The sequence below is a fragment of the Streptomyces griseoviridis genome (assembly GCF_005222485.1).
GTDB classification, from domain to species: domain Bacteria; phylum Actinomycetota; class Actinomycetes; order Streptomycetales; family Streptomycetaceae; genus Streptomyces; species Streptomyces hintoniae.
In genome coordinates this window covers 2,833,567-2,847,777 of the sequence record NZ_CP029078.1, presented here as the reverse complement: position 1 = coordinate 2,847,777, position 14,211 = coordinate 2,833,567, and the positions used below count along the sequence as shown (strand labels likewise).

Here is a 14,211-nt window from a genome sequence, read left to right as displayed (position 1 = left end):
ACCGCACTTCCTGCGCCTCTACGCGCGTCCCGCCGCCGTCATGCCGGACAGTTCCGTGTCGCACGCCCGATCCTGCCGGGCGCAGCGCACCGAGCCGTACGCGCCGACGCCGATCTCGGCGAAGTTGCGCAGGCTCTCCGTGCCAGGTTCGAAATACCCGCTGTGTCCCCGCGCGCCGTGCGCCGAGAGCACCCGCGCGCCGAACGCCGCCGAGACCGGGTCCGCCCCGTGGCCGAACCCGCCGACCTCCAGATACGGCACGTCCTGGATCCAGTCGTCCGCGTCCCGCATCGCCCACACCTGGGCGGAGGTCCGCAGGTGCGCGGCGTTCCGCACCCGCATGCCGGGGCTCGCCGCCACCGCCAGGTCGGCCACCCGGCGCGGCAGCGCGTGCGCGGCGACCCCGCACACCACGGAGCCGTAGCTGTGGCAGAACAGCGAGACGGGCGCGCGGCCGGGCAGCCCCCGCACCAGGGCGTTCAGCCGGATCGCGCCGTCCTCGGCGCGCATCGCCGTGGCCGAGTCGATGCCGAGGCCCGCCGGAGCCGTGTAGTCGGCCCAGGCGATCACCGCGGTACGGGTCGAGGGGCTCGCCGCCCGCTCGGCCGCGTACAGCGACGTCGCCATGCCGACCGGCGCGGTGTAGCGGCGGGAGGTCCGCTGGAAGGTGAGCAGGTCGGTGTCGACGCCGGGCACCACGACCGAGATCCGCTCGGCCCTCGGCAGGTCCCCGAACACCTCGGCCACCCGGCCCGCGCCCTGCGGGTCGAAGGCGAGGATCTGCCGGCCCGGCGCGAGGAGCGCCTCGTAGCGGTGCATCCGGCGGCCCGCCAACTGCTGGCCCGCGGGCGAGAGCCTGCTGTCGTGCGTCCGGGCGCGCTCGGTGTCGCGCTGCTCGGTGAGCGCGATCCGGTTGGCCCGGTAGCGCAGGGCGGCCGGGGCGCCGTTCATGTTGCCGACGGCGAGCGGGTAGCGGTGCGCGAGCGAGAGCCGCTCCCGCGCGGTGAGCCCGGCGAAGAAGCGGGCGAGCCGGGCGGGGGCGGCGTCCGGGTCGGGCAGCCGGTGGCCGTGCAGCCGGCCGTGCTCCCAGGAGGAGAGCGAGACGCGCAGCGGCGCCGAGTCCGGGTGGGCGCGCAGCGCCGTCCAGCCGGTGGTCGCCAGCATCACGAACACCACGGCCAGCGCGAGCAGCGCGCGCCAGACGTTCAGTTGCGGGGAGGTGTCGAAGGAAGTCACTGGGAGGACACACTAGGAGAACGGGAGGGTCTCGGACGAGTCGAGTGACGCGGATCACGTTTCGATAAAGGGGGCGTTGACCTCCCGGCGCCCGCAAGCGCCTCAGCGCGCCCGCCAGTTGCCGGCCAGCGCGGGCCCCACCTGGTCGAGGTACGCGATCGTCAGCGCCCGCATCCCCTCCAGGCTGAAGTCCCCCGACGCGCTCCACCGTTGCTCCGTGACCCGCATCACCCCGCCGAACACCGCCACCGCGAGCCGCGGGCGCGGGTCGGTGTCCACGTCGAGGCCCTCCCGCTCGGCCAGCATCCGCGCGATGGTCTCCTCGGTCTCGGCGTTGCGCCGCAGATGGGCGGCGAGCAGCACGGGCGTCGACTCGATCACCCGGTGCATGCCGACGAACGCCTCGACCGGGACGACGGACTCGATCACCTCGTGCAGGGTGTCCCAGCTCTCCAGCACCGCCCGGCGCAGCGCGACCATCGGCGCCTCCGCGGCCGGGCGGGCGCGCACCGCCCCCAGGTACCGGGCGACCGCCAGCTCCTCCAGCGCGAGGGCCGCCTCCTCCTTGCCCGCGAAGTAGCGGAAGAAGGTGCGCGGCGAGACGTCCACGGCATCGGCGATGTCGTCCACCGTGGTGCCGTCGTACCCCCGTTCGACGAACATCTCGACGGCGGTCCGCAGGAGGGCGTCCCGGGTGCGCTGCTTCTTGCGTTCGCGCAACGTTTCCATACGAGTCAGTTACTGACTTGTGAATTGGTTTGTCAATTGTCAGAGGCTGTCACTAGCCTCGAACACATGACTAGTCAGACCACCATCGAGACTGCGGGGCCGGGGGACGGGGCCCCGGCAGCCCCGTCGGGAGGCTCGCCCGCCTCCGGGCTGCGCGGCCACCCCTGGTTCACGCTCATAACCGTCGCCGTCGGGGTCATGATGGTGGCCCTCGACGGCACCATCGTGGCCATCGCCAACCCGGCCATCAAGGACGACCTGAACGCCAGTTTCGCGGACGTCCAGTGGATCACCAACGGCTACTTCCTCGCCCTGGCCGTCGCCCTGATCACCGCGGGCAAGCTCGGTGACCGCTTCGGCCACCGGCAGACCTTCCTCATCGGCGTGGTCGGCTTCGCCGCCGCGTCCGGCGCCATCGGGCTCTCCGACAGCATCCCGCTGGTCGTCACCTTCCGGGTCCTGCAGGGCGTGTTCGGCGCGCTGCTGATGCCCGCCGCGCTCGGCCTGCTGCGCGCCACCTTCCCCGCCGAGAAGCTCAACACGGCGATCGGCATCTGGGGCATGGTCATCGGCGCCTCCACCGCGGGCGGCCCGATCCTCGGCGGTGTCCTCGTCGAGCACGTCAACTGGCAGTCGGTGTTCTTCATCAACGTGCCGGTCGGCCTCCTCGCCGTCCTGCTCGGCCTGGTGATCCTCCTCGACCACCGCGCCGAGAACGCCCCGCGCTCCTTCGACGTGCTCGGCATCGCCCTCCTCTCGGTCGCGATGTTCTGCCTGGTCTGGGCCCTGATCAAGGCGCCCGCCTGGGGCTGGGGCGACGGCAGGACATGGGCGTTCATCGCCGCGTCCGTCCTCTGCTTCGCGCTGTTCGCGCTCTGGGAGACGAAGGTCAAGGAGCCGCTGATCCCGCTCGGGCTGTTCCGCTCGGTGCCGCTGTCGGCCGGTGTCGTGCTGATGGTCCTGATGGCCATCGCGTTCATGGGCGGCCTGTTCTTCGTCACGTTCTACCTCCAGAACGTGCACGGCATGAGCCCGATCGACGCCGGACTGCACCTGCTGCCGCTCACCGGCATGATGATCGTCGGCTCGCCGCTCGCCGCCTTCCTGATCGGCAAGCTCGGCCCGCGCGTCCCGCTGGCCGGCGGCATGGCGGCCACCGCGCTCGCCATGTACGGCATGTCGACGCTCCAGACGGACACCGGCAGCGGCGTCATGTCGCTCTGGTTCGCGCTGCTCGGCCTCGGCCTCGCGCCCGTCATGGTCGGCGCCACCGAGGTCATCGTGGGCAACGCGCCGATGGAGCTGTCCGGCGTGGCCGGCGGTCTCCAGCAGGCCGCCATGCAGATCGGCGGCAGCCTCGGCACCGCCGTCCTCGGCGCCGTCATGGTCTCCAAGGTGGACAGCGACCTGGCCGGCAACTGGAAGGACGCGGGACTCCCGCCGCTCACCCCCGCCCAGCTCGCCCAGGCGTCCGAGGCCGTCCAGGTCGGGGTGGCGCCGGTCTCCAAGGGGATGCCCGAGGCGATGGTCGCGAAGGTCACCGACGTCGCGCACGACACGTTCATCTCCGGCATGGGCCTCGCCTCGCTCGTCGCCGCCGGGGTCGCGGTGGTCGCCGTCTTCGTCGCGCTGCTCACCAAGCGCGGGGTGAACGCGGACGCGGGCATGGGACCCGGTCACATCTGACGGCCCGTCGGCGGACGTCCCCTGTCAGGGTGAAGCCGCCGAAGATCACTCGCACCCGGCCCACGCGGCACGCCACAGTGGGCCGGGCCCTGTGAACGGCATGTTCCACCGGCACATGCACCGGTGCCCAGGGCGCTCGGCGCGACGGCGCGCTGCCGGAGGGGGGCGGCGCGCCGCAGGCCCGTGAATCCCCGGCCCGATCCGGGGCATCCGCACTCCAGGTCCCCGAACCGACCCCGGGGACCGGGGAGTTGACGATGGCAGGCTATGGACACCGCACCCGCGGCCGCACCCGGCGCTGGTCCCGACCCGGCACCGGCGCGGTCCAGGACCGGGCGACCCTCGCGCTCATCGGCGTGATCTGCGCCGTCGCGGGCCTCTTCGTCCTCGGCATCCTGCTCGGCCCCGCCGCGATCCTCTGCGGCTGGCTCGCGATGGGCCGCACCTGGTCCCGGGCCCGCCCGCTCCAGCCGATGATCGCCGTGATCCTGGGCGCGATCGACACGGTCCTCGCCCTGATCACCCTCTAGGCACCCGGCCGGACCTCGGCCCGTCACCGCGCGCCGCCAGCGCGGCCACCTCCGCGCGCAGCGCCCGCACCTCGGCCGTGAGGGCCTCGATCGCCTCCGTGCGCCGGCGTTCCTCGTCGTCGTCCTTGTCGAAGCGGGCGATGAACCACGCGGCGATGTTCGCCGTGACGACGCCGAGCAGGGCGATCCCGGACAGCATCAGCCCGACCGCGATCATGCGGCCGAGGCCGGTCGTCGGCGCGTGGTCGCCGTATCCGACGGTCGTCATCGTGGTGAACGACCACCAGACGGCGTCACCCAGCGTGCGGATGTTCCCGTGCGGCGCGTCCCGTTCGACGGAGAGCACCGCGAGCGAGCCGAACATCAGCAGCCCGATCACCGACCCCGCGACATACGTGGTCAGCCGGATCTGCGACGCCATCCGCGCCCGGCGGCCCACCAGCAGCAGCGTCGAGACCAGCCGCAGCAGCCGCAGCGGCTGGAGGAGCGGCAGCACCACCGCGCACAGGTCGGGCCAGTGGGCCCGTACGAACGCGCGGCGCCTGGGCGTCAGCGCCAGCCGCACCAGATGGTCGACGGCGAAACAGGCCCACACCGTCCACTCCGCCGCCGTGCACACCGAGGTCAGCGACCGACTCGCCGAACTGTCCACGATCGGCGCCGCGTAGGCGACGGCGAAGGCCACCGTGAGCCCCAGCAGGGGCCGTTGAGTGACCCGCTCCCAACGAACCCGCGCCGACGGAGCGTTCGACGCCTGCGGCTCAGTCATGGCCGCATGGTAGGTCGCCCCGCCCACCTGCCCGGGGCAGGAAAGCCCGACGCGAATGTCCCGCCATGTCCCGGCGGGACTGGACGGCTGTGGGCGGACGGCCGTCGTGGGCGGGCGGCGGTCGTGGGTGGACGGCGGGAGTGGGCGGTCGGCCTTGGGCGGGCGGCGGTGAGTGGGCGGTCATGGGTGGGCGCGGGCGGGCGGGAGATGTCGGGGGCGAGCGGGAGATGTCGGGGGCGAGCTGTCGGGTTCCGGCGGTCGGACCCCAGTGGGTCGGACTCCAGTGGGTCGGACTCCGGTGGGTCGGACTCCGGTGGGTCGGTATCCGGCGGTCCGGCCCGTTCGGAGCAGGCCCCGCGCCGCCGGCCCGGGACCCCCGGGGCCGGCGGCCGCAATCGGCGCCGCGCCCCGGTTTCTCCCGCGCCGGACGAGGACGGGCGCCCGGACGAGCCGCCGTGCGCGCGCCTCGCGTCGCCGGACGAGCCGCTGTGCGCTCGCCCCGCGTCGCCGCGCGCCCCGGTGTCGCGCCCCCTGGCTCCCGACCCGGCCGGCCGGCCCTACGCGTCGCCTCCCGCTGTGCCCGGGTGGGCCGCCGATACGTCGAGGAGTTGGTAGCGGTCCACCGCCTGCTTCAGCTGGGAACGGTCCACCTTGCCTTCCCGGGCCAGTTCGGTCAGTACGGAGACCACGATCGACTGCGCGTCGATGTGGAAGAACCGCCGCGCCGCGCCCCGGGTGTCGGCGAAGCCGAAGCCGTCCGCGCCGAGGGACTGGTACGTGCCCGGCACCCAGCGCGCGATCTGGTCGGGAACCGACCGCATCCAGTCCGACACGGCCACGAACGGACCCTCGGCACCGCTCAGCTTCCGCGTCACATAGGGGACGCGCTGCTCCTCCTCCGGGTGCAGCAGGTTGTGCCGCTCGCACTCGACGGCCTCCCGCCGCAGCTCGTTCCAGGAGGTCGCCGACCAGACGTCGGCCCGCACGTCCCAGTCCTCGGCGAGGATCCGCTGCGCCTCCAGGGCCCACGGCACCGCCACCCCGGACGCCAGGATCTGCGCCCCGATCGAGCCCGCCGTGCCCGCGCTCAGCCGGTGGACGCCCTTGAGGATGCCCTCGACGTCCACGTCGTCCGGCTCGGCCGGATGCCGGATCGGCTCGTTGTAGACCGTCAGGTAGTAGAAGACGTCCTCGCCGTGCGGGTGCTCGGCGTCCGCGCCGTACATCCGGCGCAGCCCGTCCCGCACGATGTGCGCGATCTCGTACCCGTAGGCCGGGTCGTAGGCCACACAGGCCGGGTTGGTCGAGGCCAGCAGCTGGGAGTGGCCGTCGGCGTGCTGGAGACCCTCACCGGTCAGCGTCGTACGCCCGGCCGTCGCGCCCAGCACGAAACCGCGCGAGAGCTGGTCGGCCATCTGCCAGAACTGGTCGCCGGTGCGCTGGAAACCGAACATCGAGTAGAAGACGTAGACCGGGATGAGCGGTTCGCCGTGCGTGGCGTACGCCGAGCCCGCCGCGATCAGCGAGGCCGTGCACCCCGCCTCCGAGATGCCGTCGTGCAGCATCTGCCCGGTCGGCGACTCCTTGTACGCGAGCAGCAGCTCCCGGTCGACCGACTCGTACTGCTGGCCGAGCGGGTTGTAGATCTTCGCGCTCGGGAAGAACGAGTCCATGCCGAACGTGCGGTACTCGTCCGGCGCGATCAGCACGAACCGCCTGCCGATCTCCTTGTCCCGCATGAGGTCCTTGAGGAGCCGGACAAAGGCCATGGTCGTCGCGATGGACTGCTGGCCCGAACCCTTCTTCACGGTCGCGTACGTCTTGTCGTCCGGCAGGGCGAGCGGCTTCGAGCGCACCACCCGGGTCGGTACGTACCCGCCGAGCGACTTGCGCCGGTCGTGCATGTACTGGATCTCCTCCGAGTCCCGCCCGGGGTGGTAGTACGGCGGCAGGCCCGACTCCAGCTCCTTGTCGGCGATCGGCAGGTGCAGCCGGTCCCTGAACCGCTTCAGGTCGTCGACCGTCAGCTTCTTCATCTGGTGCGTGGCGTTGCGGCCCTCGAAGTTCGGGCCCAGGGTCCAGCCCTTGACCGTCTTGGCCAGGATGACCGTCGGCTGGCCCCGGTGCTCCTGGGCCGCCTTGAACGCCGCGAAGATCTTCCGGTGGTCGTGGCCGCCGCGCCCCAGGTGCAGGATCTGGTCGTCGGTCATGTTCTCGACCATCGCGCGCAGCCGCTGGTCGTCGCCGAAGAAGTGGTCGCGGATGTAGCCGCCCGACTCCGTCGCGTACGTCTGGTACTGGCCGTCCGGGGTGGTGTTCATCCGGTTGACCAGCAGGCCGTCGCGGTCCTGGGCCAGCAGCGGGTCCCACGAGCGGTCCCAGACCAGCTTGATCACGTTCCAGCCGGCGCCCCTGAAGACCGACTCCAGCTCCTGGATGATCTTGCCGTTGCCGCGCACCGGGCCGTCGAGCCGCTGGAGGTTGCAGTTCACCACGAAGGTGAGGTTGTCCAGGCCCTCGCGGGCGGCGATGGAGAGCTGGCCGAGCGACTCGGGCTCGTCCATCTCGCCGTCGCCGAGGAACGCCCACACGTGCGACTTCGAGGTGTCCGCGATCCCGCGCGCCTGCAGGTAGCGGTTCATCCGCGCCTGGTAGATCGCGCCCAGCGGGCCGAGGCCCATGGAGACCGTCGGGAACTCCCAGAAGTCCGGCATGGAGCGCGGGTGCGGGTAGCTGGAGAGGCCGTCGGGGTACTTCGACTTCTCCTGCCTGAAGCCGTCGAGCTGCGCCTCGGAGAGCCGGTCGAGCAGGAACGCGCGGGCGTAGATGCCGGGGGAGGCGTGGCCCTGGAAGAAGATCTGGTCGCCGCCGTCGCCTTCGTCCTTGCCGCGGAAGAAGTGGTTGAAGCCGACGTCGTACAGCGAGGCGGAGGACGCGAAGGTGGCGATGTGGCCGCCGACCCCGATGCCGGGACGCTGGGCGCGGGAGACCATCACCGCGGCGTTCCAGCGGGTGGCGTTCAGGACCTTGCGCTCGATCTCCTCGTTGCCAGGGAAGAACGGCTCGGCCTTGGTCGGGATGGTGTTCACGTAGTCCGTGCTGCGCATCTCGGGCACGGCGACGCGCTTCTCGCGGGCCCGCTCGATCAGCCGGAGCATCAGATACCTGGCCCGCTCCCGGCCGCGTTCGTCGACGGCGGCGTCCAGGGAGTCGAGCCACTCCTGTGTCTCTTCGGGATCGAAGTCAGGAACCTGACTCGGAAGGCCGCCAATGATGATCGGGTTGCGATCGGATCCGGAAGCCACGCTGTTCCTTACCTGTCAGAGGGGCTGCTGTGGGCTGTTCTGGTCTTCGCTGGTTCTTCTCTGGTCTTCGCTGTCTTCTCTGGTTCTTCGCTGGTCTTTTCCCCGGGTGCGCCGCCGTCCGGCGGGCCGTCCGCCGTCGCGCTGCTCTCGCTGCTGTCGGTGCCGGTTCTCGTGCCGTTCTCCGGGTTGTCGCCCTTGGTGCCACGGGTTCCCGCGGCGTTCCCCATCGTGTACCTGGGAAAGTCAATCGTCATCTCTACTTAAAGGTAACCAAGCCCTCTGACAGTCCCCCAGGGTTCCCAACGCGACAAACCGGGCAGAAAGCTGTGGTGCGTGTCACCTCGGGCCGGGGTGGCGTGCCGTAAGTTGCGGCGACACGGCCGGGAACGTCACCGTTTCGGCGGTCTGAACGGCCGGGTACTTGCGCGATCCGCCCCGCCCGTGTGGACTACGGCCAACGCTTCGCGCCCGCGCGAGGCCGAGACTCCCCCCAGGCTCTCGACGAGCCAGGGGGGTACCCCCATACCGAACATGATCAGGAGGCAACCCGTGAGCGCGACCGCGGACCACGCGGAGGAGCGGACGAATCCTGCCGCAAGGCTGGGGTTCCAGCCCGAGCAGGTGGTCCAGGAGATCGGCTACGACGACGACGTAGACCAGGAACTCCGCGAGGCCATTGAGGAAGTCATCGGCAGCGACCTGGTGGACGAGGACTACGACGACGTCGCCGATGCCGTGGTGCTGTGGTTCCGCGACGACGACGGTGACCTCACCGACGTGCTGGTCGACGCCATCACGTACATCGAGGAGGGCGGCGCCATTCTGCTGCTCACGCCGAAGACCGGCCGTGACGGCTACGTGGAGCCCAGCGACATCTCCGAAGCCGCGACGACGGCCGGCCTGTCCGCCGCCAAGAGCGTCAGCGTCGGCAAGGACTGGAGCGGCAGTCGGCTGGTGACGCCGAAGGGGGCCAAGACCAAGCGCTGACCCCCGGTACCTCGGACGGGCCGGCGCGTCCGGCCCGTCCGACGGTCCCCGGTGCTCGCTGCGTAGGGTGGTCCCACCACCCGAGCAGCCCCCACCGAAGGGACGTACGACCATGGCGATCCAGGTCGGCGACAAGGCACCCGACTTCGAGCTCAAGGACAACCACGGCGCGACCGTGCGGCTGTCCGACTACCGGGGCGGCAAGAACGTCGTCCTGCTGTTCTACCCGTTCGCCTTCACCGGTGTCTGCACCGGAGAGCTGTGCGAGCTGCGTGACAACCTGCCGCAGTTCGACGACCGCGACACCCAGCTGCTCGCCGTCTCCAACGACTCCATCCACACCCTGCGCGTCTTCGCCGAGCAGGAGGGCCTGGAGTACCCGCTGCTCAGCGACTTCTGGCCGCACGGCGAGGTCTCCCGCGCGTACGGCGTCTTCGCCGAGGACAAGGGCTGCGCGGTGCGCGGCACCTTCGTCATCGACAAGGAGGGCGTGGTGCGCTGGACCGTCGTCAACGCCCTGCCGGACGCCCGCGACCTCAATGAGTACGTCAAGGCGCTCGACACCCTGTGATTCATCGGTTCCAGGGCATGCGTGGTCCGGGAACCCGTCACTAGGATCGGATCGTTGATCCGATGACAGACGCACAGCGGGGCACACCGCCCCTGATACCAATGGAGGACTCGTGGGAGTCAGCCTCAGCAAGGGCGGCAACGTATCGCTGACCAAGGAGGCCCCTGGCCTGACCGCGGTCATCGTCGGTCTGGGGTGGGACGTCCGCACCACGACCGGCACCGACTTCGACCTCGACGCCAGCGCCCTGCTCCTGAACAGCGCGGGCAAGGTCCAGAGCGACGCCAACTTCGTCTTCTTCAACAACCTCAAGAGCCCGGACGGCTCGGTCGAGCACACCGGCGACAACACCACCGGTGAGGGCGAGGGCGACGACGAGGCGATCAAGGTCGACCTGGCCTCGGTCCCCGCGGACGTCGACAAGATCGTCTTCCCGGTGTCGATCTACGACGCCGAGAACCGCCAGCAGTCCTTCGGCCAGGTCCGCAACGCGTTCATCCGCGTGGTGAACCAGGCGGGCGGCACGGAGATCGCCCGCTACGACCTCTCCGAGGACGCCTCCACGGAGACCGCCATGGTCTTCGGCGAGCTGTACCGCAACGGCGCGGAGTGGAAGTTCCGAGCCATCGGCCAGGGCTACGCCTCGGGCCTGCGCGGCATCGCGCAGGACTTCGGCGTGAACGTCTGAGCGGGCACGCCTCGGCGAGACGGCTTTGCCCCGGCGCCGCACCCCCGGGTGCGGCGCCGGTGGGCCCCCTCCGGGGGGCGCAGGACATCAGGAAGCACCATTCGGGGAGGGAACAGATCATGGGCGTCACACTCGCCAAGGGGGGAAACGTCTCCCTGTCCAAGGCCGCACCCAACCTCACGCAGGTCATGGTCGGCCTCGGCTGGGACGCGCGCTCCACCACCGGAGCCCCGTTCGACCTCGACGCCAGCGCGCTGCTGTGCACCGGCGGGCGGGTGATGGGCGACGAATGGTTCGTCTTCTACAACCAGCTCAAGAGCCCGGACGGCTCGGTCGAGCACACCGGCGACAACCTCACCGGTGAGGGCGAGGGCGACGACGAGTCGATCCTCGTCGACCTCTCCAAGGTGCCGGCCCAGTGCGACAAGATCGTCTTCCCGGTCTCGATCCATGACGCGGACAACCGCGGCCAGACCTTCGGCCAGGTGAGCAACGCCTTCATCCGCGTCGTCAACCAGGCCGACGGCGTGGAGCTGGCCCGCTACGACCTGAGCGAGGACGCGTCGTCGGAGACCGCGATGATCTTCGGCGAGCTCTACCGCCACCAGGGGGAGTGGAAGTTCCGCGCGGTCGGCCAGGGGTACGCGTCGGGCCTTCGGGGCATCGCCCTGGATTTCGGGGTCAATGTCTCCTAGCGGCCCCACCGCGCACAGGCTGCTCCACCGTCTCCGACCTGCGTTTTCTCCGGCCTGAAACCCCTGCTGGCCCGGCTGGAGGGCCAAGCCCTAGACTTCGTGGTCAACAGTAAGTAAAGACGAGTGCGGCGCGGGGGAGACCCGTACCTAAAGGATTGGGTAGCCAGTGCTTCTGAAAACCTTCGGCTGGTCGTTCGCGGTGACCGCGCTCGGCCTGGTCGCTGCGGTCTTCTACGGGGGGTGGGAGGCCTTCGGCATCGTGGCGATCCTCTCCGTCCTCGAGATCTCACTGTCGTTCGACAACGCGGTGGTCAACGCCGGAATCCTGAAGAAGATGAGTGCCTTCTGGCAGAAGATCTTCCTCACCGTCGGTGTCCTCATCGCCGTCTTCGGCATGCGCCTCGTCTTCCCGGTCGTGATCGTCGCGGTCACCGCCAAGATGGGGCCGATCGAGGCCGTCGACCTCGCGCTCAACAACAAGGACCAGTACCAGCAGCTGGTCACCGACGCCCACCCGGCGATCGCCGCGTTCGGTGGCATGTTCCTGCTGATGATCTTCCTCGACTTCATCTTCGAGGAGCGGGACATCCAGTGGCTGCGCTGGATCGAGCGGCCGCTCGCCAAGCTCGGCAAGGTCGACATGCTGTCGGTCTGCATCGCGCTCGCCGTCCTGCTGGTCTCCGCCTTCACCTTCGCCACCCACGCCCACCAGCACGGCGGCGCGCACGTCGACAAGGCGCAGACGGTCCTGATCGCCGGGATCGCCGGCCTGATCACGTACATGGTCGTCGGCGGCCTCTCCGGCTACTTCGAGGAGAAGCTCGAAGAGGACGAGGAACGCGAGCAGGAGGAGGAAGAGGAGGCCAAGCGCACCGGCAAGAAGCGCTCGGCCGTCGCGCTGGCCGGCAAGGCCGCCTTCTTCATGTTCCTCTACCTGGAGGTCCTGGACGCGTCGTTCTCCTTCGACGGCGTGATCGGCGCCTTCGCGATCACCAACGACATCGTGCTGATGGCCCTCGGCCTCGGCATCGGCGCCATGTACGTGCGGTCGCTCACCGTCTACCTGGTCCGCCAGGGCACCCTGGACGACTACGTCTACCTGGAGCACGGCGCCCACTACGCCATCGGCGCGCTGGCCGTGATCCTCATGGTCACCATCCAGTACCAGATCAACGAGGTCATCACCGGCCTGGTCGGTGTCATCCTGATCGGCTGGTCCTTCTGGTCGTCCGTGCTGCGCAACCGCAAACTCGAGGCCGCCGAGGGAAAAGCGTCGGCCTCGGGCGAGAAGACTGAGGTCTCGTCCGGGGTGTGACGCGCCTCGGCTTGAGGAACGCTCTGTGCGGGGCGGCCGGTCCTCCGGCCGCCCCGCCTGGTCTTTCTGTGCATCTGGGTGACTGTGGGGGCGGCAATGGGCTTCTTGGACGGACTCTGGCGGGGCCGCGAGAGCGAATTCGACTCGGGCAGCGCCGCGAGCAACGCGATCGAACTCACCAAACGGCACCACCAGGTGTCCCTGAACAAGCAGGGCGCCGCGACCGGCAACCTCCGGGTCAACCTCACCTGGCGGATGCGGACCTCCGACTTCGGGGCCATGCCGCGCGAGAGCCTGCTGCGCCACCCCTTCAAGGCGCTCAAGCCACCCGAGGTCGTCGGACACAGCCAGAGCATGGTCAACGTCGACCTCGACCTCGGCTGCCTCTACGAACTCCAGGACGGCACCCGCGGGGTCGTCCAGCCGCTCGGCGGCTACCTCGGCGACGTCAACGAACCGCCCTACGTCAAGCTCAGCGGCGACGACCGGTTCGGATCGGCGTCGGGCGAGACCATGTACATCAACCTCGACCACCGGGACGCCATCAAGAGGCTGCTGGTCTTCGTCTACATCTACGACCAGACACCGGCCTTCGACCGCACCCACGCGATCGTCACCCTCTACCCCAGCAACGGCCCCCGGATAGAGATCGGCCTCGACGAACGCCACCCGCAGGCCCGCTCCTGCGCGGTGGTGCTGATCGAGAACGTCAAGGGCGAACTGATGGTCCGCCGCGAGGTCCGGTTCGTCTACGGCTTCCAGGCCGAACTCGACCGCCTCTACGGCTGGGGCCTCCAGTGGGGCCGCGGCTACAAGACCAAGTCGGAGAAGACGTGACGCGCCCCAGGGCCGGACGGTTGTGACGGCGTTCCGAGTCCGGTGCTAGACCCGGATGAACTGCGGTCCCTGCGGAGGCAGCCGGAAGTCCGGGTCGAGGGGCGGGGACACCGGCGGCGGGTAGCCGTATCCCGACTGCTGCTGGGGGTAGCCGTACGTCGGCTGCGGGGCCGGCTGCGGGTACCCGTAGGCCGGCTGGGTCGGGAAGGCCGGGGGCTGCTCGGGCGGCAGCGGGTGCGAGATCTCCGGGCTGGGCGAGTCCGTCTCGTCCACCGTGATGCCGTAGTCCGTCGCCAGGCCCTTCAGACCGTTGGTGTAGCCCTCGCCGAGCGCGCGGAACTTCCAGCCCTCGCCGCGCCGGTACAGCTCGCCGCAGATCAGCGCCGTCTCCTGGCCGGTCTGCGGGGCGACGTCGAAGTACGCCAGCGGTTCCGCGTCCGCGACCGCCGCGTCGTACAGCAGGATGCGCAGCCCGGGTACGCGGTCGAAGGTGACGTCCTCCGCCGAGGCGACCAGCAGGATCTGGCTCACCTCCGGCTCGACCCCCGCCAGATCTGTCTGGATCGTGTCGGTGGGACCCTCGGAGACCCGCTTCTTGCCGAGCCACCAGACCTTCCCGGACGGGTGCCGGGGCTGGTTGTAGAAGACGAAGTCCTCGTCGGCGCGCACCCGACCGTCGGGGCCGAGCAGCAGCGCGGAGGCGTCCACGTCGGGAACCCCCTGCCCCGGCGTCCAGCGCAGCACGGCGCGGACCGTGGTCGCCTCCAGCGGGACGTTCGACCCCTTCAGCATCGCGTGCGTCATGCGGTCATCCTGCCCTCTCCGTCCTGGCCACGACAACGCGGGGTGCGGCAGCCGCGGGC

13 protein-coding genes are annotated in these 14,211 nt (G+C 70.3%); 8 read left to right on the top strand and 5 right to left on the bottom strand.

Going from position 1 to position 14,211, the window contains the following annotated elements; genetic code table 11:
- Positions 1-18: 18 nt before the first annotated feature.
- The gene (locus DDJ31_RS11720; RefSeq protein ID WP_127180331.1) at positions 19-1,236 is read right to left on the bottom strand and encodes an alpha/beta hydrolase; all 1,218 of its coding nucleotides are present in this window, start codon (positions 1,234-1,236) and stop codon (positions 19-21) included.
- Between the two features lie 102 nt (positions 1,237-1,338).
- Positions 1,339-1,965 carry a TetR family transcriptional regulator gene (locus DDJ31_RS11715; RefSeq protein ID WP_127180332.1) on the bottom strand — a complete coding sequence of 209 codons (627 nt, stop codon included), beginning with the start codon at positions 1,963-1,965 and terminating at the stop codon, positions 1,339-1,341.
- Positions 1,966-2,031: 66 nt separating this feature from the next.
- Here DDJ31_RS11715 and DDJ31_RS11710 point away from each other — a divergent pair, with 66 nt between their 5' ends.
- Positions 2,032-3,651 (top strand): MFS transporter, encoded by a 1,620-nt coding sequence (locus tag DDJ31_RS11710; protein ID WP_127180333.1) that lies wholly within the window; start codon positions 2,032-2,034, stop codon positions 3,649-3,651.
- Between the two features lie 257 nt (positions 3,652-3,908).
- Complete coding sequence (locus DDJ31_RS11705; RefSeq protein WP_127180334.1) at positions 3,909-4,181, top strand: small hydrophobic protein; 273 nt, start codon at positions 3,909-3,911, stop codon at positions 4,179-4,181.
- Here the strand turns inward: DDJ31_RS11705 and DDJ31_RS11700 are convergent.
- Entirely contained in the window at positions 4,171-4,950 is a 780-nt protein-coding gene (locus DDJ31_RS11700) for a potassium channel family protein (protein WP_127180335.1), read from the bottom strand. The genes DDJ31_RS11705 and DDJ31_RS11700 overlap by 11 nt on opposite strands.
- Positions 4,951-5,507: 557 nt before the next feature.
- Complete coding sequence (aceE, locus tag DDJ31_RS11695; protein ID WP_127180336.1) at positions 5,508-8,255, bottom strand: pyruvate dehydrogenase (acetyl-transferring), homodimeric type; 2,748 nt, start codon at positions 8,253-8,255, stop codon at positions 5,508-5,510.
- 549 nt (positions 8,256-8,804) lie between these two features.
- On the opposite strand from aceE, the gene DDJ31_RS11690 reads away from it, so the two are divergent.
- The 6 genes from DDJ31_RS11690 to DDJ31_RS11665 all read left to right on the top strand — a co-directional run bounded on the left by DDJ31_RS11690 (position 8,805) and on the right by DDJ31_RS11665 (position 13,348).
- Positions 8,805-9,242, top strand: coding sequence for a DUF3052 domain-containing protein (locus DDJ31_RS11690; RefSeq protein WP_171480811.1), 438 nt, complete (start codon positions 8,805-8,807; stop codon positions 9,240-9,242).
- A gap of 112 nt (positions 9,243-9,354) precedes the next feature.
- Positions 9,355-9,813: a peroxiredoxin gene (locus tag DDJ31_RS11685; RefSeq protein ID WP_127180338.1), complete on the top strand. Its 459-nt coding sequence runs from the start codon at positions 9,355-9,357 to the stop codon at positions 9,811-9,813.
- 112 nt (positions 9,814-9,925) lie between these two features.
- Entirely contained in the window at positions 9,926-10,501 is a 576-nt protein-coding gene (locus DDJ31_RS11680; protein ID WP_127180339.1) for a TerD family protein, read from the top strand.
- Between the two features lie 119 nt (positions 10,502-10,620).
- Positions 10,621-11,196 (top strand): TerD family protein, encoded by a 576-nt coding sequence (locus DDJ31_RS11675; protein ID WP_127180340.1) that lies wholly within the window; start codon positions 10,621-10,623, stop codon positions 11,194-11,196.
- 166 nt (positions 11,197-11,362) lie between these two features.
- Positions 11,363-12,511, top strand: coding sequence for a DUF475 domain-containing protein (locus DDJ31_RS11670; RefSeq protein ID WP_127180341.1), 1,149 nt, complete (start codon positions 11,363-11,365; stop codon positions 12,509-12,511).
- Positions 12,512-12,607: 96 nt separating this feature from the next.
- Positions 12,608-13,348: a TerD family protein gene (locus DDJ31_RS11665; RefSeq protein WP_127180342.1), complete on the top strand. Its 741-nt coding sequence runs from the start codon at positions 12,608-12,610 to the stop codon at positions 13,346-13,348.
- A 45-nt stretch (positions 13,349-13,393) separates the two neighbouring features.
- On the opposite strand, the gene DDJ31_RS11660 is transcribed toward DDJ31_RS11665, so the two are convergent.
- Entirely contained in the window at positions 13,394-14,152 is a 759-nt protein-coding gene (locus DDJ31_RS11660; RefSeq protein WP_127180343.1) for a TerD family protein, read from the bottom strand.
- Positions 14,153-14,211: the final 59 nt, after the last annotated feature.

What these genes read in the sequence shown, in the direction of transcription:
- DDJ31_RS11715 (WP_127180332.1), bottom strand. Translation starts at nt 1,965, where the DNA reads ATGGAAACGTTGCGCGAACGCAAGAAGCAGCGCACCCGGGACGCCCTC.
- DDJ31_RS11710 (WP_127180333.1), top strand. Translation starts at nt 2,032, where the DNA reads ATGACTAGTCAGACCACCATCGAGACTGCGGGGCCGGGGGACGGGGCC.
- DDJ31_RS11705 (WP_127180334.1), top strand. Translation starts at nt 3,909, where the DNA reads ATGGCAGGCTATGGACACCGCACCCGCGGCCGCACCCGGCGCTGGTCC.
- DDJ31_RS11700 (WP_127180335.1), bottom strand. Translation starts at nt 4,950, where the DNA reads ATGACTGAGCCGCAGGCGTCGAACGCTCCGTCGGCGCGGGTTCGTTGG.
- DDJ31_RS11685 (WP_127180338.1), top strand. Translation starts at nt 9,355, where the DNA reads ATGGCGATCCAGGTCGGCGACAAGGCACCCGACTTCGAGCTCAAGGAC.
- DDJ31_RS11675 (WP_127180340.1), top strand. Translation starts at nt 10,621, where the DNA reads ATGGGCGTCACACTCGCCAAGGGGGGAAACGTCTCCCTGTCCAAGGCC.
- DDJ31_RS11665 (WP_127180342.1), top strand. Translation starts at nt 12,608, where the DNA reads ATGGGCTTCTTGGACGGACTCTGGCGGGGCCGCGAGAGCGAATTCGAC.
- DDJ31_RS11660 (WP_127180343.1), bottom strand. Translation starts at nt 14,152, where the DNA reads ATGACGCACGCGATGCTGAAGGGGTCGAACGTCCCGCTGGAGGCGACC.